The organism is Labrenzia sp. VG12 (genome assembly GCF_002237595.1).
In the GTDB taxonomy this organism is placed as follows: domain Bacteria; phylum Pseudomonadota; class Alphaproteobacteria; order Rhizobiales; family Stappiaceae; genus Roseibium.
In genome coordinates this window covers 2,702,983-2,720,722 of record NZ_CP022529.1, presented here as the reverse complement: position 1 = coordinate 2,720,722, position 17,740 = coordinate 2,702,983, and the positions used below count along the sequence as shown (strand labels likewise).

Here is a 17,740-nt window from a genome sequence, read left to right as displayed (position 1 = left end):
ATGTGTCCTCAAAGAATCGCGATTGCGCTGATTTGGCGGCCGTAGTCCGGTTCCCGCCGGTGAGTTGTCCGGCGGTAGGAGAAGAACCGTTGTTCGTCGGAATAGGTGCAGAGCGCCATGTCGGAGACCGTCTTCAATCCCAGGGACGCAAGCCTGGCCGTGATGAAGGCCGGCAGGTCGAACATGAAATGGTCCGGCTTTTCGGAGGCCCTAAAATAGGCCGCGTTGTCACTGTCTTCTTGCCAAAACCGTGCATGGAATTCAGGTCCGACTTCATAGGCGGCTTGCGAGATGGTCGGTCCGAGAACCGCGGTGATGTTGGCTCTGGAGGCTCCAAGACCTTCCATGGCCGCTACGGTGTTCTGCAAGACACCTGATACCGCGCCTTTCCAGCCGGCATGTGCCGCGCCGATCACACCAGCTTCCGGATCGGCGAAAAGAACCGGGCCGCAATCGGCCGTGGAAATGCCCAGAACGAGACCGGTGGTCGCGGTCACCAGGGCATCGGCCTTGCGGTCTGCATCCGCGGCAAAGGGCGCATCGACCACAATCACGTCCGGTGAATGGATCTGATAGGGCGAGACCAGCTGCGCTGCGCCGGTGCCGAATGTCGCCGCAACCCGGTTTCTGTTCTCAAGAACATGCTCACGCCTGTCGTCGGAGCCCAGACCGATATTGAGGTCGGCATAGATGCCTTCGGAAACACCGCCTTCGCGCGTGAAGAAGCCGTGCGCGAGGCCGTCCAGTTTCAGGGCATCCGATTCAAGTTTCATGAGAGCTCCTGCACACGGGAAATGCAAACCGCCTGATCCTTGGGGCTTCAGGGCGCGCTGTCAAACGGTGGGAATGTTAATCCAGAGTTTGTCACAGCCAAGACCTTGAAGAGGTCGCCCATCTTGTCGGGGGCGGCAAGCCGCTCGACCGCGTCGCGGATCGCTTCCTGATCATCGTGGGACTTGCCTGACCCGAGGGCTCCGGCCCGCTCCAGCAGGCCGGACCGAAGCAGGAAGTCGCCCTGCGTCAGTGGCGGCAGTGCGGCCGCGCCGCCCTTCACGGCCGCCGCGGCGAGGCTCTCGAAATTGACATGTGCCGTCAGGTCCGCTTCTCCGGGATGAGCAAGGACGTTGTCGTAGCGGTGTCTATGGAGCGCCTGCAGCGTGTCGCCGGGTGCGGTCTTCAAGTAGCCGTAGTCGATGAAGAGCGCCGCTCCACCGCATGCTGCAATCCGCTGCCCGATCTCCTCGGCAATGGCATTGGCGGCCGGTTGGGTTTCCAGGATGGCGCCTTGAGGGGCGGTTCGGGCAGAAGCCGGAACAGCTGCCTCGGGCAAAGCGGCGGTGCCGAGGCCAAAGATCAGGTCGCCGGCCTCGTTCACGCCAACCTGGCGCTCCTGCCAGGCGTCCGGGGTCTTGACGAACTGATGGATCGGCAGGGCGTCGAAAAACTCGTTGGCAACCAGGAGCAGCGGCGCCTCCGGCACATCCTGGAACCGGTCCCGGAAGGTTGGCTGGACCGGAGCGCCTTTCAGCGTTGCGCTTTGGATCTTCCTGAGACGGTCGCTGGTCTCGACAAGGCTCAGCCGGGCTGCCTTCAGGAAAGCCGGACGCAGGGCGGCGACGCGCAGAAGATCTGCCATCAGCGTGCCGCGACCAGGTCCGAGTTCAACAAGTTCGAACCGGTCTGGCCGTCCCAGTGCATCCCAGGCGGACAGACAGGCGGCGCCGACCAGTTCGCCGAACATCTGGCTGACCTCCGGTGCGGTGATGAAGTCACCGGCCGCGCCAAAGGGTTCCCGCGTTGAGTAATAGCCGTATTCGGGATCGCTCAGGCAGACGGACATGTATTGCGCGACGGTGAGGGGACCCTCCGCCGCGATCCGGGCGCAAAGCTTGTCGAGAAGGCCGGTCACGCGCTCGGCGCGCCTTTGGACCGGCGGGCCGACCAGATCATGGCGGCGAGACCTGCCAGGATCATTGGCAGGGACAGCAGGATGCCCATGGTCAGGAACCCGCTCAGATAGCCGATATGGGCGTCCGGCACACGGTAGAGTTCGGCGATCGAGCGGCCGACACCATAGCCGAAGGCGAAGGCGCCAGCCAGGAAGCCGGGTCTTTGCAGGAGTTTGAAACGGTGGCTCAACACGCGCAGCACCAGGAACAGGATCACGCCTTCCAGCGCAGCTTCATAGAGCTGGCTCGGATGGCGCGGCTCCGGCCCACCGGTGGGGAAGACAAAGGCCCAGGGCACATCGGTGGGGCGGCCCCAGAGTTCTGAATTGATGAAATTGGCAATCCGGCCGAAAAACAGCCCGATCGGCGCGGCGCAGCCGGCCAGGTCGAACAGGGTCCAGAGCGGGATGCCGCGTTTCCAGGCAAACAGGATCATCGCGATCACGGTGCCGGCAAAGCCGCCGTGAAACGACATGCCGCCGGACCAGACGGCCAGTGCCTCGCCCGGATTGGCGAGATAGTAGCCCGGATTGTAGAACAGGACGTAGCCGAGGCGGCCACCGAGAATGATACCGATCGTGCCCCACAGGACAAAGTCGTCGATATCCGCCCGGCTTGGGCGTGTCGCGGTGCCCCAAAGCTGATCGTTGGCCGTAAGGGCCTGCATATACCGCCAGGCAAGCAGAATGCCGACGATATAGGCGAGCGCGTACCAGCGCAGGGCAAAGGGGCCGAATTCGACGATCACCGGGTCGATGGCGGGAAAGGGCAGGGCGAATACAGGCGGCACGGCGTTTCCTTGTCTGGACCGGTGGCAGCTTCCGGCAGAACGCTTGGCGGAACTTTGTGCCGCCGTCAAGGCAAGGCGCGGTCCCGCCGGGTGCGGCGGAATTGGATCTTGAAGTTGCGGGCAATCCCTCATACCTGTGAGGCATCTTTTTCACCGCCGATCAAGGAGGGTCCGATGACCCAGGGTCCCAACCGTCTTCTCGATGATTTTGCCAAGCTCATGACCGACGCCGCCGGTGTTGCCCAGGGTGCCCGCCGCGAAGTCGAAACGGCATTCAGAGCACAAGCGGAGCGTTTCCTGTCGGAAATGGATGTGGTGTCCCGCGAGGAACACGAAGCTGTCAAGGAAATGGCCGTGCGTGCCCTCGACAAGGTCGAAGAGCTCGAATCGCGACTGGCTGCGCTTGAAAAATCCGACAAGGATGCTTCTGGAGACGCTTGAAGCAGTGCGATGACGCTGTCGTGAGCGTTTTCTGTTAATTGTTGATGACAGAATTGCGACGGATAAACCCGGCAGAAATGCAGTGATTTTGAGCAGTTTGTCTACTTTTGTTGCTGAGTCGTCCACAAGTTTCGGCTTTTGGGGCGACTTGGCATGTATCGTTTAAATTCTTCCTGCACCTATACTCAAAGACAACAGGGATTCGTCGGAGCAAGACGGAACCGGTTCGTGAAAGGGCCATCAAAGGTGCGTATTGCTCCTCCGGCATGGGACATATCCCGGCGGCCCGCCCGGTTATCCTGATCGGGTACTCGGCCCCGGCTCGAAAGGGGAGAAGGCATCATGAGCCTCATCGAGATCGAATTCGAGCGACCTGGCAATCCCGTCGACATGATCGAAACTGTCGCCGCCTTGAACGACTGGGCCTTTGAGCGGTCGGACGAGGATGAGATCACCATCTCCCTTGAAGGCAGCTGGTGCGACTATCATGTCTCCTTCTCCTGGATGGAGGAAGTTGAAGCCCTTCATCTGGCCTGTGCCTTCGACCTGAAAGTGACCGAATTGCGCAAGACCGAGGTCCTGCGGCTTCTGGCCCTGGTCAACGAGCAGCTCTGGATGGGGCACTTCGACCTTTGGAGCAAGGAAAATGTCGTCATGTTCCGTCAGTCACTGCTTCTGACCGGCGGCGCGGAGGCGTCTGCAGCGCAAATCGAGGCGATGCTGACGAATGCCCTTGAAAACTGCGAACGTTTCTATCAAGCCTTCCAGTTCGTTGTCTGGGCCGGTCACTCGGCTGCCGAGGCGCTGAGTACGGCCTTGTTCGAAACCGCAGGAGAAGCATGAGTTTTTCAAAGGAGCGCCCCTTCCTTCTTGTCGGAGCCGGCAAGATGGGTGGGGCAATGCTCGCAGGCTGGATGGCGGAAGGTATCGATCCTGCTTCCGTCGTGGTCTGCGATCCGGGTCTGTCCGACGAGATGGACGGACTGTTGAAATCGCACGGTATCCGCCATGTAGCGGCCGTGCCGGACGATCTGACAGCCGCGATCATGCTGGTTGCCGTCAAGCCGCAGATGATGGACCAGGTCCTGCCGGGTCTTGCATCCGCGGTTGAGGCGGACACGCTGGTCATGTCGGTTGCAGCCGGGACACCGGTTACGAAATTCCAGGAACACTTTGGCCCTGTTCCGGTGTGCCGCTGCATGCCGAACACGCCGGCCATGGTCAAGCGCGGCATCACGGCTGTCTACCCGACCACTGAGGTTTCGGAAGGCCAGAAACAGGATGTGACGAAGCTCTTGTCGGCCGTTGGCAAGGTTGTCTGGCTCGACAGCGAGGACCAGATCGACCTGGTTACAGGCGTCAGCGGATCCGGTCCTGCGTATGTGTTTTTCCTCGCCGAAGCGCTCAGCGAAGCGGGCATGGCGGCCGGTCTGCCGGAAGAGCTTGCACACGAGCTGGCGGTTGCGACGGTCTGCGGCGCCGGGGAACTGATGCACCAGTCGGGTGATCATCCGGCGGCGCTTCGTCAGAATGTCACCAGCCCGAACGGCACCACAGCGGCAGCGCTTGATGTGCTGATGCATGCTGAGGGGCTGCAGCCTGTCATGACCGAGGCCGTTGCCGCGGCGGTTCAACGGGCGCGCGAACTCGCACAATAACAGGGCCTCAGATGGCCTGCGGCGGAAGGTCCCCCTTTTCGCCGTGGGTCCGGTTTCCTATGTTGAGGGCAGTCAACCTGCCGGAGGCACCCATGGCGACCGCAAAGACAAAGCAGAAAATCCTTCAGACCTTTCTGGAGCTGCTCGCAGAGCACCCATACGAAGATGTGTCGCTGCCGCTCATTGCCGAGACGGCGAAGGTGAAACTCTCAGACATGCGCAGCGCCTACAGCTCGAAGCTGAAGCTGGTGGCGGCTTTTCTGGAACAGGTGGATACGGCCGTCCTGGATGAACGGGATGAGGACATGGGCGACCAGCCCGCCCGCGACCGGCTGTTCGATATCCTGATGACCCGGATTGATGCGCTTGCCGAACACAGGGACGCCGTGCGTGCCCTGCAGGAGGCCGCGGCCAAGGATCCGGCGCTGGCCCTTGATCTGAATGCGCTCCATGTGCGCTCACAGAAATGGATGCTGATTGCCGCCGGGATCGACCTATCCGGCGTCAAGGCGACCGTCGTCGCCCAGGGACTCTCGATTGCCTTTGGCCGCGTGGTGGATGTCTGGCTCGACGAAGAGGACGAGGGCATGCCGCGCACCATGGCCCGGCTCGACAAGGAGCTCGACAAGGGCTCCGATTTCATGAAACGACTGAAGAATGTCGAGGGTCTGGCAAAAGGCGTGCGTTCGTTTCTGCGGAAAGCGTCCGGCGGGCGCAAACGCTGGAAGGATCGGCAACGTGAGACCGATCCCGATACCGAATTCGACGGTGAGGCGCCGGCGGGTGCGTGATGGACACACCTCACGCTAGAAACGTCTCTTGAACGCAAACCGGGCTTGCGCGGTGCCAATTGAACGGCCACCCTCGCGGCAAACAACGGCGAGGGATGTTTCGTGAGCGACCAGATCAGTTTCGATGATTTTCTGAAAGTGGACGTGCGGGTAGGCCGGGTGGTCGAGGCCGAGGATTTTCCGGAAGCCCGCAAGCCGGCCTACAAGATGAAAATAGATTTCGGCCCGGATATCGGCATCAAGAAAACGTCTGCACAGATCACCAGGCATTACACGCCTGACACGCTGGTCGGGAAGCTGGTGATGGCTGTGGTCAACTTTCCACCGCGCCAGATCGGTCCGGTGATGTCCGAGGTCTTGACGCTCGGTGTGCCCGACGAGGAGGGCGAAGTGGTGCTGCTGACCCCGGACAAGGATGTCCCCATCGGCGGCCGGCTTTACTGACCGGTGCCCGCACACCGTTCTTATCGACAAAGCGTGATTTTGGTTTTTGATGACCAGCAGCGATACTTTCCTCGGAGAGGAGAGATCCGATGGTCTCCGTATCGAAAGGTTTACCTGCGACGTTGAGGCGGTCGCGCTGTGTTCAGTGCGTCGGGTGGCTCCTGGCTGCGATCGTCGTACCCTGGCTGCTCTGCGTGCCGGCATCGGCCTGCTCCCTGGCGCTGGTGGTTGCGGTTGACGTCTCGGCCAGCATCTCAGAATCCGAGTATGACCTGCAGCAACGCGGTATTGCCGGTGCCTTGCGTGACCCTTCCGTGCTGGAAGCGATCGAGACCGTTGGCGGGATCTGGCTGCACAGTTTCGAATGGAGCGGCCGCTATCAGCAGAACACGCTTCTGGACTGGCGGTTTCTGAGTGACGAGGCTTCTGCTCATGCCGCTGCAGACGAGATCCTGAGCAACACAAGAGACAGCCGGGAGTTTCTGACGGCGCTCGGCCCGGCGCTGGTCCATGCCCGCGGCATCCTCAACACGGCACCGCAGCGATGCGATCGGCAGGTGATCGATGTCTCCGCCGACGGCATCAACAACCAGGGCGAGGAGCCGCGCTTCGTTTACGCGACCCTCGACTTCAGCGAGGTCACGGTCAATGCGCTGGTGATCCTGAAGGACGACATGACCCTGAACTATTACACCGACAAGGTCATCACCGGACCTGGCGCGTTCATCCAGTCAACGCTGCGCTATGAAGACTATACCGAGGCCATGACCCGAAAGCTGATCCGCGAAATCCTGGGCTATGGTTTTGCGGAGTTGCGCTGACCCTGTTTCGGGACAGCGCAAGCCGGTTTCAGAAACGAAGGTCACGTGCCAGCGTGTTCTGGCGCTCGATCACCTTCGGCAGATCAATCGTGGTGACCTTGCCGTCATTGACGATCTGCCTTCCCTCGACAAAGAGGTGTTTCACCCGGGTTGGTCCTGCCAGCAGCAAGGCCGCCGGATCCCAGCTTCCGGCGCTTTCCACGCCGGAAATGTCCCAGATCGCGATATCGGCCCGTTTGCCGACGGCCAGCCGGCCGCAATCGGGCCGGTTCAGCACATCGGCACCGCCGCGTGTGGCAATCTCAAGCGCCTCGCGGGCCGACATGGCGTCGGCACCGTTGGCCACCCGTTGCAGCAACATTGACTGTCTGGCTTCGAGAATGAGGTTGGCGGCATCATTGCTGGCCGAACCGTCGACCCCGAGGCCGACCGTCACGCCTGCATCGCGCATGGCCCGCACCGGTGCAATGCCGCTGCCAAGTCGGCAGTTTGAGCAGGGGCAATGGGCGACTCCCGTGCCACTGGCTGAAAAGAGCGCGATCTCCTGGCCGTCGAGTTTCACGCAATGGGCATGCCAGACGTCAGCTCCGGTCCAGCCGAGATCTTCTGCATACTGGCCCGGGCGGCAACCGAATTTTTCCTGCGAATAGGCGATGTCCTCGTCATTTTCCGCAAGATGGGTATGGAGCATCACCTTCTTGTCGCGGGCCAGCAGCGCTGCATCGCGCATCAGGTCACGGCTGACGGAAAAGGGAGAGCAGGGGGCAAGGCCAACACGCACCATGGCGCCTTCTGACGGATCGTGAAAGGCGTCCACGACACGGATGGAGTCTTCCAGGATGTCCTGTTCCTTTTCGACCAAATCGTCCGGCGGAAGCCCGCCGTCGCTTTCACCAATGCTCATGGCGCCGCGCGTCGGGTGAAATCTCAAACCGATCTCCCTGGCCGCTGCGATCGTATCGTCGAGCCTGGACCCGTTTGGAAACAGGTAGAGATGGTCGGATGTGAGTGTGCAGCCGGACAGCGCCAGTTCCGCAAGGCCCGTCTGGGCGGAGACAAACATCTCGTCTGGTCCGAAACGGGACCAGATCGGATAAAGGGTCTGCAGCCAGCCGAACAGGAGCGCATCCTGTCCGCCCGGAACGGCCTTTGTCAGGCTCTGGTAGAGATGATGGTGCGTGTTGACCAGGCCGGGCGTGACAACGCACCCGCTGGCTGAATGAACCTCACCACTGCTTTCAAGATCGGGGCCGATTTCGGCGATGACGCCCTCCCTGATCCGGATGTCGACGCCCGAATATTCGTTTCGGTCGTCATCCATGGTCAGGACGGTATCGGCATTTTTCAAGAGAATTTCAGGCAAACGCAGTCCTCAGGTCCCCGTCTCATAGGAATGCGTCAGCGGCGCCGGTGGAAAACGGGGGTAAGAACCGGCCACCAAATTGGTACGGAAAATGAACTGGCGATGTCAAGCCGCTGAGGGGGCTTTCGGTCTTCAGGCTGGGATCCGGATCCGGGCCCGGAGGCCTCCGAGCGGGCTGTCTTCCAGATAGAGGTCACCGCCATGGCCGCGGGCAACGTCCCGGGCAATCGCGAGGCCAAGACCGCTGCCGGATTCGTCCATGTTGCGGGCAAGATCCAGCCGGTGGAACGCCTGGAAGGCCAGTTCCCGCTGATCTTCGGGAATGCCCGGTCCGTCGTCATCCACGGTGATGACAAGCCAGCCCTTCTCGATGGAGCCGGCAACTTCCACCCGGTTGCCATATTTGCAGCCGTTGGTGATCAGGTTCGACAGGCAGCGTTTGAGCGACAGCCGCCGAACCTCGGCGTCCATGTCGCCATCAAAGCGGACCTTGAGATCCAGGCCGGAAATCTCGGCCTCTTCTTCCAGCTCCTCCAGAAGCGCAGCTATGTCTGTCTGCTGAATGTCTTCGTCGCCGTCGCCGCTGGCAAACGCGAGGTAATCCTCCAGCATGTTGCTCATCTCGCCGACATCCTTGCGCATTGCTTCGCTCTCCGGCGTGTCTCCGAGGAAGGCAAGCTGCAGACGCAGACGGGTCAGGATGGTTCTGAGATCGTGGCTGACGCCGGCCAGCATGGTCGTGCGCTGTTCGATCTGGCGTTCGATGCGTCGGCGCATGTCGATGAAGGCGAGACTGGCCCGGCGCACTTCGCGCGCGCCGCTGGCCCTGAAATTATCGACCGGCCGCCCCTTGCCGAAGGCGTCGGCAGCATCGGCCAGGCGAATGATCGGGCGGATCTGATTGCGTAGGAACAGAAGCGCGATGATGACCAGCACCAGCGACGTGGAGAACATCCAGACCAGGAAAATATGCGAGTTGGACGCGAAGGTCTGGCTGCGCCGCGTGAAGACCCGCAGGATGGAATCTTCCAGCTGGATCCTGATTTCCACGAAACGGGAGCGTCCGACCGTATCGATCCAGAAGGGCTTGCCGATCTTCTGGCTGATGGCCTTGCTCAGTTCCTGGTCGATGACGTCAAAGAAGGGTTTGGGCGCGGGCGGCGGCAAGGGTTCCAGCGGTGTGACGGTCATCGACATGCCGAGGGCACGGGAGGCAAGTTGCTCCACATTGGCGTAGTTCGGGTCCTGCGGATAATGTTCCAGAACGTAGACCACCGCGGCGATCTCGCGGACCACGGCTTCCGACATGCGCTGCGATACAAGCTGGTAATGCCGCTCCATGAACACAAACACCAGCACCGACTGCAGAATGACAATCGGCGTGACGATGATCAGGAACGTCCGTGTGAAGAGACCCTTGGGCATCACCCGGTACATGAACCGGGAGATGGCCTTGTAAGGACCGAGAAGCGGTTTGAACGGCCGCAGCAACCTTGTCATGCGTTCGGCAAACCTGAGTTTACCTGTCAGGGATCCCAGATCCGCCAGTCGGGGCCAGGTCAGTCGCATGCCAGCCTGTAGCCGATGCCGCGCACCGTCTGCAGATAGATCGGGTTGCCGGGATCGGACTCGATTTTCCGCCGGAGCCGGTTGATCTGCACATCGACAGTCCGCTCACCAAGGCCGCTGTCATCGCCGACGATCTTGTGGCGGGGCACCGTTGCGCCGGGTTGCTCGGCAAATATGGCCAGGATCTGCTTTTCCCTGTCGGTCAGCCGGACCATGCTGTCGCCATTCTTCAGTTCGCCCCGCGAAGCATTGTAGCAGAAGGGGCCAAATCTGATCTCTTCCGTGACAACGGCTGGCTGCTGGTTTCCGCGGCGCAGGATGGCGGCAATGCGCAGCATCAGTTCGCGCGGTTCGAAGGGTTTGGACAGGTAGTCATCGACCCCGGCCTCAAGACCGGCGATGCGGTCGGGTGCATCCGAACGTGCCGTCAACATCAGAATTGGCACTTCGGAGGATTGCCGGAGCGAGGCTGCCAACTGCAGGCCAGTCTCACCGGGCATCATCACATCCAGAATGATCAGATCGAACTCCAGGCCGGACAGGCATCTGCGGGCATCTGCTGCATTGGCCGCTGTCGTCACCCTGTAACCGGTTTCCTTCAGGAGCCTGGACAGAAGGTCCCTGATCCGATTGTCGTCGTCCACCAGCAGAATGTGATTGGCGTTATCGTCCGGCACCTGGGCATTCATCGTGTCAATTCGGTCCTTGTCCTTTGGCGGCCTTAATCCTGAAGGTCAAAGGCAGAGCGGATCAGCTGCAGGATTTCCGGACGCATCTCGGGATCGATCATCTGCAGCAGAAACTTGCGGATAACTTCGTGGCTGCCATCAGGCAACCCAATTAGGGCACGTTCAAGGCGTTTTTGCTGCAGTTTTGCCAGATCCACAGCGAGCGCGTGGCCGCGTTCGGTGGTGTAGAGCAACCGCTGCCGCCGGTCGTGGTGGCCTTCGCGCTGTTCGATGATGCCGACATCCACAAGCTGCTTCAGGACACGGCCAAGGCTCTGCTTGGTGATGCGCAGGATGCCGAGCAGGTCGGTCACCATGATGCCGGGATTGCGCTCGACAAAATGCAGGACGCGGTGATGTGCCCGGCCGAATTCGTATTCGGCCAGCACGTCGTCCGGATCGCCGGTGAAGTCGCGATAGGCAAAAAACAAGAGCTCGATCAGATCATAGGGCAGATCCGGATCGCGCTCGGCGCTTATCCGCTCCGGTTCGGCCTCTTCCATGTCCTGTTTGAGAGGAGACGGTGCCGGTTTGAAATTTATGTCAGTCATATTGACTTAATTCTGGTCGATTGTTACTTCTATATGGCTGCGTACGAAATGATCGGTCGTTTTGATGCCGTATAGAGCATCAGATGTTAAACGAATCCGTTCAGGATCGTGGCGGCTATCAGGATACCGATAGTTTGCGTGCTGTGCAAAAAATACAGTGGTGAAAGAGGCGCAAGTCTTTGGCGTCATTTGCCTCTGTGATCTAAAGAGAAAACACGCTGAAAGAGCGTGCGGGAGATAAAAAATGGCTGGAACGCCTTTTGACCAGCTGAGTGGCGACATCTGGTACGATGGAAATTTCGTGCCCTGGTCGGAAGCGAAACTGCATGTGCTGAGCCACGGGCTCCACTATGGCAGCAGTGTCTTTGAAGGTGAGCGGGCCTATGGAGGCCGCATCTTCAAGTCCGAAGAACACACCGAACGCTTGCTGGCCTCCGGCAAGATGCTCGGTTTCGACATTCCCTGGACTGCCGAACAGATCAACGCGGCCAAGGAAGAAACCCTGGCGCGCATGAACCTCACGGACGCCTATATCCGGCCGGTGGCCTGGCGCGGCAGTGAAATGATGGGCATCTCGGCCCAGAAGAACACGATCCATCTTGCGATCGCTGCCTGGGAGTGGCCGAGCTACTTCAAACCGGAAGAGCGGCTGAAAGGCATCCGGCTGGACATGGCGGACTACCGCCGGCCGGATCCGCAAACCGCTCCTTACAAGGCCAAGGCCGCAGGTCTCTACATGATCTGCACCATTTCCAAACATGCGGCAGAAGCAAAGGGTTACACGGATGCCCTGATGCTGGACTGGCGCGGCCATGTTGCGGAAGCGACCGGTGCCAACGTCTTCTTCATTCAGGACGGCAAGATCCACACGCCGACACCTGACTGTTTCCTGGACGGCATCACGCGGCGGACCGTGATCGGTCTTGCAAGGGACAGGGGCATCGAAGTGATCGAACGCACCATCCTGCCGGAGGAGCTTGCCGGTTTCGAGCAGTGCTTCGTGACAGGAACAGCGGCAGAGGTTACACCGGTTTCTGAAATCGCCGGCAATACCTTCGAAGTCGGTGAGATCATCAAGACGCTGATGGAAGATTATGATGCGGCCGTGCGGCCGAACGCACCGGCCTTGCAGGCAGCTGCTGGATAGGTCGAGTCAGACACACTTATCAAATCTAGGCGGGCTCAGGCCCGCCTTTCTTGTGCCAAGACGGCGGTTTCCGCCCGTTAGCGATCTGACTTCAGGCCGCCGATAGGGTTGGCGGCAGGGGCGCCTGTCTCAACGCCGTCGACATCCTGTTTGCTGAGGCGATCGCATGGCTGCCGTGCAGCGGCCAGGTCTGGGTCAGGCCTTCCAGAATGAGCATCAGCTCGACTTCCCTGCCTTCCAGTCCACCTGACTTTGCCGCCAGTTGCGCGACTTCGCCCTTGTGTTCCTGCAGCAGCGCGATCAGGCGTTTGTCCTGGGGGGCGGCGGCGACCGCTGCGTGGAACAGGCACCCCCTTGCGCTTTCCGTTCCCATCCAGGCGCCGATCCGGTCGAAGATCTCGGCAAGGGCGTCGTCGCCTGCTTCAGGCAAGTCCCCAAAGACCTTTTCCAGATAACGCTGGTGCCGGTGTTCGAGTGCGGCATGGACCATCTCTTCCCGGGACGGGGCGTATTTGTAGAGCGTGCGCAGACTGACACCAGCAGCGTCCCGCAGATCGCCGACGCTTGGCGCGGCAAAGCCGTGTTCGGCGAATGCCCGTTCCAGCCCGGCAGCAATTCTGGTCCTCGTATCCGACATGCTTGACTATGTAGAATGATCGTTCTACATGGGCAAGTAGAAAGATCATTCTACATGGAGTTCTCATGACACGCCCCGACACGATGAGCGGCATGGTTCTGACCGGACACGGCGGGTTGGACAAGCTGCTGTGGCGCACTGATCTGCCGGTTCCGGTCGCCGGACCCGGTGAGGTGCTGATCCGTGTCGGTGCGGCGGCGGTGAACAACACCGACGTCAACACACGGACAGGCTGGTACTCGCCGAAGGTCCGGGGGGACACGTCTTCAGGAGCAGCGGAGGGCTATGCTGCGGGAGAAGGTGCCGAGGGCAGCTGGTCCGGTGAAGCGCTGGCATTTCCGCGCATTCAGGGCGCCGATTGCTGTGGAGAGATTGTCGCTGTTGGAGCGGGGGTTGATCCTTCCAGGATCGGAGAGCGTGTGCTTGTGCGTCCGATGCGGCCGATTGACGATGGCGCAAATGGGATGACTGTCCGGACTTTCGGCTCTGAACGCGACGGCGGGTTTGCCGAATTCACGACTGCACCTTCCGATGACACGATTGCCGTCAATTCCGATCTCACCGACCTGGAACTGGCGACGTTTCCTTGTGCCTTCTCAACGGCGGAGGGCATGATCCAGCGTTGCGGCCTCGGGGCGGAAAAGGTGCTGATCACAGGGGCCTCCGGTGGTGTCGGCTCCGCCGCCATCCAGCTTGCCAGGCGCCGGGGCGCGCATGTCACCGCGATGACCAGCCCGTCCAAGGCGGCTGAGCTGCGGTCACTGGGTGCCGCCGATATCCTGGGACGCGACGAGGCACTGCCTGAAAGTGCCTTTGATGTGGTGCTGGACCTTGTGGGCGGTCCGCGTTGGCCGGAACTCATCGGGACGCTGCGCAACGGTGGCCGCTATGTCACCTCCGGGGCGATTGCCGGCCCGATCGTGGAACTCGATCTGCGCACGCTTTACCTGAGAGACCTGTCGCTGCTGGGCAGCACCTATCAACCGGCAAAGGTGTTCACGGACCTGGTGAGCTACATCGAGGCGGGAGAGATCCGCCCGGTCGTTTCCGCGACCTATCCGCTGCGCGAGTTGCGGGCGGCGCAGGAGGCCTTTCTGGCCAAATCCTTTGTCGGCAAGATCGGGATCGAGGTCGCGCAACAGGTCTGACCGCAGAAACGGTTTGCCTCCCGTCTTCAGTCGCTGGCCGTTTGCGTATCATGCAGCGCGTGAAACATGCGGCCGCGTTCTGCATAGAGGATGCAGCCGATGGCGGCCAGGCCGTAGACAAAAAAGGCCAGACCCAGCGGCTGCGTGGTGCCGTCAAAGAGCTGCCCCATGACATAGCCCAGAAGAGCGCCGCCTAGGGTGGAGATGGTACCAAGGACGCCTGCTGCGGTCCCTGCGATGGCTCCAAGCGGTTCCAGGGCCATTGCGTTGAAGTTGGCACCCAGGAAACCGAAGCTGGTCATGATTGCGGTGGTCAGGATCAGGAACAGCCAGAAATTCTCGATGCCTAGTGCGGGCAACAACCAGACTATGAAACCAAGGCCGGTGTAAACAACCGCAGCCCCATGTGAGAGGCGGCGCATACCCATGGCTTCCACAAGTTGGGCGTTGGAGAAAGACGCAACGGCCATGGTTGTTGCGATCGCTGCAAAGACGGCCGGAAACAGCGTCCCGAGGTGAAAGACGTCGACAAAAATCTGTTGTGACATCGCAAGAAACGAGAACAGTCCGCCGAAAATGAACGCAGTGCCGACCGCATAGCCAAGGCAGGCGCGCGTGGCGAGGGCCGTTTTGTAGGCGTCGATCACTTTGGAGACGACAATCGGTTGCCGTTTGTCCTGGTCAAGGGTTTCCGGCATGCGCAGCGCCGACCAGACCAACATGGCAAGGCCGGACAACAGTAGCAATGCGAAGATCCAGGGCCAGCCGGCGACCAGCAACACCGCCTGACCGATGGCCGGTGCAACAACCGGAACAGCCATGAACACCATCATCACCAACGACATCACCCGACCCATGCGCCGGCCCGTGTAGCAATCGCGCACGACCGAGAGGACCGCGACCCGCGCAGCGGCGCAGCCGATCCCTTGGAGAACGCGGGCGATCAACAACACCGTGAGGTCGGAGGCGAAGATCGCCGCGACGCTGGCGAGACTGTACACCGCAAGGCCACCGACCAGAATGCGGCGTCGGCCAAGAGCATCCGACACTGGGCCGAAGAAAAACTGGGCGCCGCCAAAACCGACCAGATAGGACAGCAGGACCAGCTGGCGGTTGTTTTCTTCCACGATGTTGAGGGCATCGCCAATGGCCGGCAGAGCGGGCAGCATGACGTCGATGGCCATGGCGTTGAGCGCCATGATCATGGCGATGATGGTGACAAATTCTGCAAAGGGAATGCCGGGCTCGCGCAGAACTTCGCTGTTGTCGGCGGAAGCGGAGCGGCTTGCAGCAGCCGTCTTGGCTGCCGGTTCGGAAGAGGCACTGTCGTGTTTCAAGGTCGGGACCAGTTCGTACGCGCGGGCGGGTGTGGGCCCGGGAACGTTATGTAGAGTAAACCTGCGGCTCAAAGCCAAAAGACGGGTCACCTTAGGAGCTTATGTGGCTCAGGTCCAGCGCGCGGCGTCCTTGTCGTCGGTGGCCTTTGCTTCGACCCAGTTGCTGCTGCCGCCTGTCGAAAGATGCTCCTTTTTCCAGAACGGCGCGCGGGTCTTGAGGTAATCCATCAGGAAATCGGCTGCTTCGAACGCGGCCCTGCGATGAGCCGAGGCGGCAATGACCAGAACGATATTCTCGCCAGGCGGTATCTTGCCGAAGCGATGAACCACCGTCAGGCCGGTCAGGGGCCATCGATCGGCGGCCTCCCTGGCGATCCTTGTCAGCTCGGCCTCGGCCATGCCGGGGTAATGCTCCAGTTCGAGGGCTTCCAGCGTTCCGGCCTCGTCGCGGCAAAGGCCGGTGAATGTCACCAGGGCACCGACATCCTTGCGGCCCGCGGTCAATCGGGTGGCCTCGGTCGCGGCGTCGAAATCGTCTGCCTGGACGCGAACAAGCGGAACTACAGGCATGGCACTACCCACCCGTCATCGGCGGAAAGAAGGCCACTTCCCGGGCACCTTCGAGCGCCGCATCGGTTTCGACATGCTCCTGGTCGAGCGCAACCCGTATCGCGTCCTCTTCTTCAAAGGCCGCAGCATGATTTTCATCGAGCGATTTCAGATGCGTGATCAGGTCGGCAACCGTGCTGACAGACGCAGGCAGGTCGATCTCTTCTTCCTCAAGACCCACCCGTTCGCGGACCCAGGCAAAATAACGGATGTTCATGGCGCCCCTCAAGCTTTGAACGGCCGGTCACTCGGTGATCAGATGACCGATGCCGGCGCGGAAATAGTCGTATCCCGTATATAGGGTCAGCAAGGCGGCGAGCCAAAGCGAGACCAGTCCCATGTCGGTCGTATATGGAAACACCGTGTCGCCGGCCGGACCTGCGAGCAGAAAGGCGATGGCGACCAGCTGGACCGTGGTTTTCCATTTGGCCAGCTGGGTCACCGGCACGCTGACCTGGAGTTCGGCCAGAAACTCCCTGAGGCCGGAGACCAGGATTTCACGGCACAGTATGATGATCGCCGCGATCATCGACCAGCCGCCGATCGTGCCGTCGCCGGCCAGCATCAGCAGGCTGACGGAGACCAGCAACTTGTCGGCAATCGGATCAAGCATGCGGCCAAGCGCGGATTGCTGCTGCCAGGCGCGGGCCAGATAGCCGTCGAAGAAGTCGGTGATGGCCGCAACGACGAACAGGGCAAGCGCGATCCAGCGCGGCGTGGTGCCTTCGAAATAAAAACAGAAGGCAACAGCCGGGACGGCCAGAATGCGCCCGTAGGTCAGGAGATTGGGCAGGCTCAGAACAATATTGCGTTTCATGTCGGCTTTCAGATTGCGGAAGGCAGATGGGCCAGGCCTTGGCCGGTCGGACCGCCCTGCGTCAATCGAATATGCTCTCGCCCATCTGGTCAATCATCATTTTGGCCTTGCGGATCATCTCGTTTGCAGCTGCCTCCTCGTCCGGCAGCGTATCCGCCCGGATGAAGGTGTGCACCTTGGTCGTCTCGCCATCCTGCTTCTCGATACGCCCGGAGACCTGCCATTGGCCCTGGTTCTGCTGGGGTTCGGCGACAATCAGGAAACCGTCATAGTCCACGGTCTGCACCTTCGATTTACCCTTGCCGCCTTCGCCTGAGGACGAAAACAGGGATTTGAACATCTTGCCGAGCATCTAGAGCCTCAATCTGGTGTTTGTCTTCTTTTAGGCGGCACGGCGGGGGGCTTCAAGGGGGAGAGGTGCCTCTGTCGTGTCTGACAGGCGCGCAGATGATTGTGCCCGCATGGTCGCGGCCGTGAAGGGGCGATCTTCTGTAAACGCGCTTCGATCCGAAGACACATCTGGGACCGCCCCGTTCCCATAGTCTATCGCTGCCACGCACCCACGCCATCAACAAGGTCGTCAATCTGTTGCGCCGTCAGCTTGGGCTGGCCGGCGGTGCCATTTTTTCGCTCGATGAACCGGACCGCCGCATATCTGGAACCACCCCGCTCGTGGAGGTTTTTGACATGATCGAGAAAAAGCTCTTGCCAGAAGACACGCGACTTCAGTTTGAGCGCCTTGACTTCTCCGTCTTCGACCAAGCCGTAGTGCTCTTTCAAAGCGGCATTGATCGACGCCTCCGAAATTCCCATGGAGTCGGCACGTTCGACAAATTCCAGCGGCGTTTCATGGGCAAGCGGTTCAAAATCGGACATGGGCTTTCAGTCTCATTAAAAGGTTTTGAGTAAATGTCCTCCGGAAGCTCGGCGCAAGTGAAGA

Annotated in this window: 22 protein-coding genes; 8 read left to right on the top strand and 14 right to left on the bottom strand. The window is 60.7% G+C overall.

Annotated elements, in window-relative coordinates; all coding sequences use genetic code 11:
* Positions 1 to 8: 8 nt before the first annotated feature.
* From pgeF to lgt, 3 genes are read right to left on the bottom strand one after another with little or no spacing between them, the layout of a single operon-like run.
* On the bottom strand, positions 9 to 773 hold the full coding sequence (pgeF, locus tag CHH27_RS12760; RefSeq protein WP_094071921.1) for a peptidoglycan editing factor PgeF: 765 nt from the start codon (positions 771 to 773) through the stop codon (positions 9 to 11).
* 47 nt (positions 774 to 820) lie between these two features.
* Complete coding sequence (locus CHH27_RS12755) at positions 821 to 1,909, bottom strand: class I SAM-dependent methyltransferase (RefSeq protein ID WP_247646221.1); 1,089 nt, start codon at positions 1,907 to 1,909, stop codon at positions 821 to 823.
* Positions 1,906 to 2,739, bottom strand: a complete 834-nt coding sequence (gene lgt / locus CHH27_RS12750) for a prolipoprotein diacylglyceryl transferase (RefSeq protein ID WP_247646220.1) — start codon at positions 2,737 to 2,739, stop codon at positions 1,906 to 1,908. The genes CHH27_RS12755 and lgt overlap by 4 nt, the downstream gene beginning before the upstream one ends.
* 174 nt (positions 2,740 to 2,913) lie before the next feature.
* On the opposite strand from lgt, the gene CHH27_RS12745 reads away from it, so the two are divergent.
* From CHH27_RS12745 to CHH27_RS12720, 6 genes are all read left to right on the top strand, one after another.
* Entirely contained in the window at positions 2,914 to 3,180 is a 267-nt protein-coding gene (locus CHH27_RS12745; RefSeq protein WP_094071919.1) for an accessory factor UbiK family protein, read from the top strand.
* A gap of 342 nt (positions 3,181 to 3,522) precedes the next feature.
* Entirely contained in the window at positions 3,523 to 4,023 is a 501-nt protein-coding gene (locus CHH27_RS12740) for a YbjN domain-containing protein (protein WP_094071918.1), read from the top strand.
* Entirely contained in the window at positions 4,020 to 4,838 is an 819-nt protein-coding gene (proC, locus tag CHH27_RS12735; protein ID WP_094071917.1) for a pyrroline-5-carboxylate reductase, read from the top strand. The genes CHH27_RS12740 and proC overlap by 4 nt, the downstream gene beginning before the upstream one ends.
* A gap of 92 nt (positions 4,839 to 4,930) precedes the next feature.
* Complete coding sequence (locus CHH27_RS12730; protein WP_094074717.1) at positions 4,931 to 5,629, top strand: TetR/AcrR family transcriptional regulator; 699 nt, start codon at positions 4,931 to 4,933, stop codon at positions 5,627 to 5,629.
* 102 nt (positions 5,630 to 5,731) lie between these two features.
* Complete coding sequence (locus tag CHH27_RS12725) at positions 5,732 to 6,073, top strand: tRNA-binding protein (protein ID WP_094071916.1); 342 nt, start codon at positions 5,732 to 5,734, stop codon at positions 6,071 to 6,073.
* 89 nt (positions 6,074 to 6,162) lie between these two features.
* Positions 6,163 to 6,894 (top strand): DUF1194 domain-containing protein, encoded by a 732-nt coding sequence (locus CHH27_RS12720; RefSeq protein WP_094071915.1) that lies wholly within the window; start codon positions 6,163 to 6,165, stop codon positions 6,892 to 6,894.
* A gap of 28 nt (positions 6,895 to 6,922) precedes the next feature.
* On the opposite strand, the gene CHH27_RS12715 is transcribed toward CHH27_RS12720, so the two are convergent.
* The 4 genes from CHH27_RS12715 to CHH27_RS12700 all read right to left on the bottom strand — a co-directional run bounded on the left by CHH27_RS12715 (position 6,923) and on the right by CHH27_RS12700 (position 11,057).
* Positions 6,923 to 8,257, bottom strand: a complete 1,335-nt coding sequence (locus CHH27_RS12715; RefSeq protein WP_094071914.1) for an 8-oxoguanine deaminase — start codon at positions 8,255 to 8,257, stop codon at positions 6,923 to 6,925.
* A gap of 132 nt (positions 8,258 to 8,389) precedes the next feature.
* Positions 8,390 to 9,757, bottom strand: a complete 1,368-nt coding sequence (locus CHH27_RS12710; RefSeq protein ID WP_198338471.1) for an ATP-binding protein — start codon at positions 9,755 to 9,757, stop codon at positions 8,390 to 8,392.
* A gap of 59 nt (positions 9,758 to 9,816) precedes the next feature.
* Positions 9,817 to 10,515, bottom strand: a complete 699-nt coding sequence (locus CHH27_RS12705) for a response regulator (RefSeq protein ID WP_094071912.1) — start codon at positions 10,513 to 10,515, stop codon at positions 9,817 to 9,819.
* Between the two features lie 32 nt (positions 10,516 to 10,547).
* The gene (locus tag CHH27_RS12700) at positions 10,548 to 11,057 is read right to left on the bottom strand and encodes a MarR family winged helix-turn-helix transcriptional regulator (protein ID WP_247646283.1); all 510 of its coding nucleotides are present in this window, start codon (positions 11,055 to 11,057) and stop codon (positions 10,548 to 10,550) included.
* 292 nt (positions 11,058 to 11,349) lie between these two features.
* Here CHH27_RS12700 and CHH27_RS12695 point away from each other — a divergent pair, with 292 nt between their 5' ends.
* Positions 11,350 to 12,252 (top strand): branched-chain amino acid aminotransferase, encoded by a 903-nt coding sequence (locus CHH27_RS12695; RefSeq protein WP_094071910.1) that lies wholly within the window; start codon positions 11,350 to 11,352, stop codon positions 12,250 to 12,252.
* A gap of 91 nt (positions 12,253 to 12,343) precedes the next feature.
* On the opposite strand, the gene CHH27_RS12690 is transcribed toward CHH27_RS12695, so the two are convergent.
* Complete coding sequence (locus CHH27_RS12690) at positions 12,344 to 12,889, bottom strand: TetR/AcrR family transcriptional regulator (protein WP_094071909.1); 546 nt, start codon at positions 12,887 to 12,889, stop codon at positions 12,344 to 12,346.
* A gap of 65 nt (positions 12,890 to 12,954) precedes the next feature.
* Here CHH27_RS12690 and CHH27_RS12685 point away from each other — a divergent pair, with 65 nt between their 5' ends.
* Positions 12,955 to 14,037: an alcohol dehydrogenase family protein gene (locus CHH27_RS12685; protein WP_094071908.1), complete on the top strand. Its 1,083-nt coding sequence runs from the start codon at positions 12,955 to 12,957 to the stop codon at positions 14,035 to 14,037.
* Positions 14,038 to 14,063: 26 nt separating this feature from the next.
* Here CHH27_RS12685 and CHH27_RS12680 read toward each other — a convergent pair whose 3' ends face one another.
* From CHH27_RS12680 to CHH27_RS12655, 6 genes are all read right to left on the bottom strand, one after another.
* Entirely contained in the window at positions 14,064 to 15,374 is a 1,311-nt protein-coding gene (locus CHH27_RS12680; protein ID WP_094071907.1) for a multidrug effflux MFS transporter, read from the bottom strand.
* Between the two features lie 108 nt (positions 15,375 to 15,482).
* Positions 15,483 to 15,944 (bottom strand): molybdenum cofactor biosynthesis protein MoaE, encoded by a 462-nt coding sequence (locus CHH27_RS12675; protein ID WP_094071906.1) that lies wholly within the window; start codon positions 15,942 to 15,944, stop codon positions 15,483 to 15,485.
* A 4-nt stretch (positions 15,945 to 15,948) separates the two neighbouring features.
* The gene (moaD, locus tag CHH27_RS12670; RefSeq protein ID WP_094071905.1) at positions 15,949 to 16,200 is read right to left on the bottom strand and encodes a molybdopterin converting factor subunit 1; all 252 of its coding nucleotides are present in this window, start codon (positions 16,198 to 16,200) and stop codon (positions 15,949 to 15,951) included.
* 27 nt (positions 16,201 to 16,227) lie between these two features.
* Positions 16,228 to 16,800 (bottom strand): CDP-diacylglycerol--glycerol-3-phosphate 3-phosphatidyltransferase, encoded by a 573-nt coding sequence (gene pgsA / locus CHH27_RS12665; RefSeq protein WP_094071904.1) that lies wholly within the window; start codon positions 16,798 to 16,800, stop codon positions 16,228 to 16,230.
* Positions 16,801 to 16,861: 61 nt separating this feature from the next.
* Complete coding sequence (locus tag CHH27_RS12660) at positions 16,862 to 17,152, bottom strand: HlyU family transcriptional regulator (protein WP_094071903.1); 291 nt, start codon at positions 17,150 to 17,152, stop codon at positions 16,862 to 16,864.
* 191 nt (positions 17,153 to 17,343) lie between these two features.
* Positions 17,344 to 17,676, bottom strand: a complete 333-nt coding sequence (locus tag CHH27_RS12655; RefSeq protein WP_094071902.1) for a hypothetical protein — start codon at positions 17,674 to 17,676, stop codon at positions 17,344 to 17,346.
* Between the last annotated feature and the right edge of the window lie 64 nt (positions 17,677 to 17,740).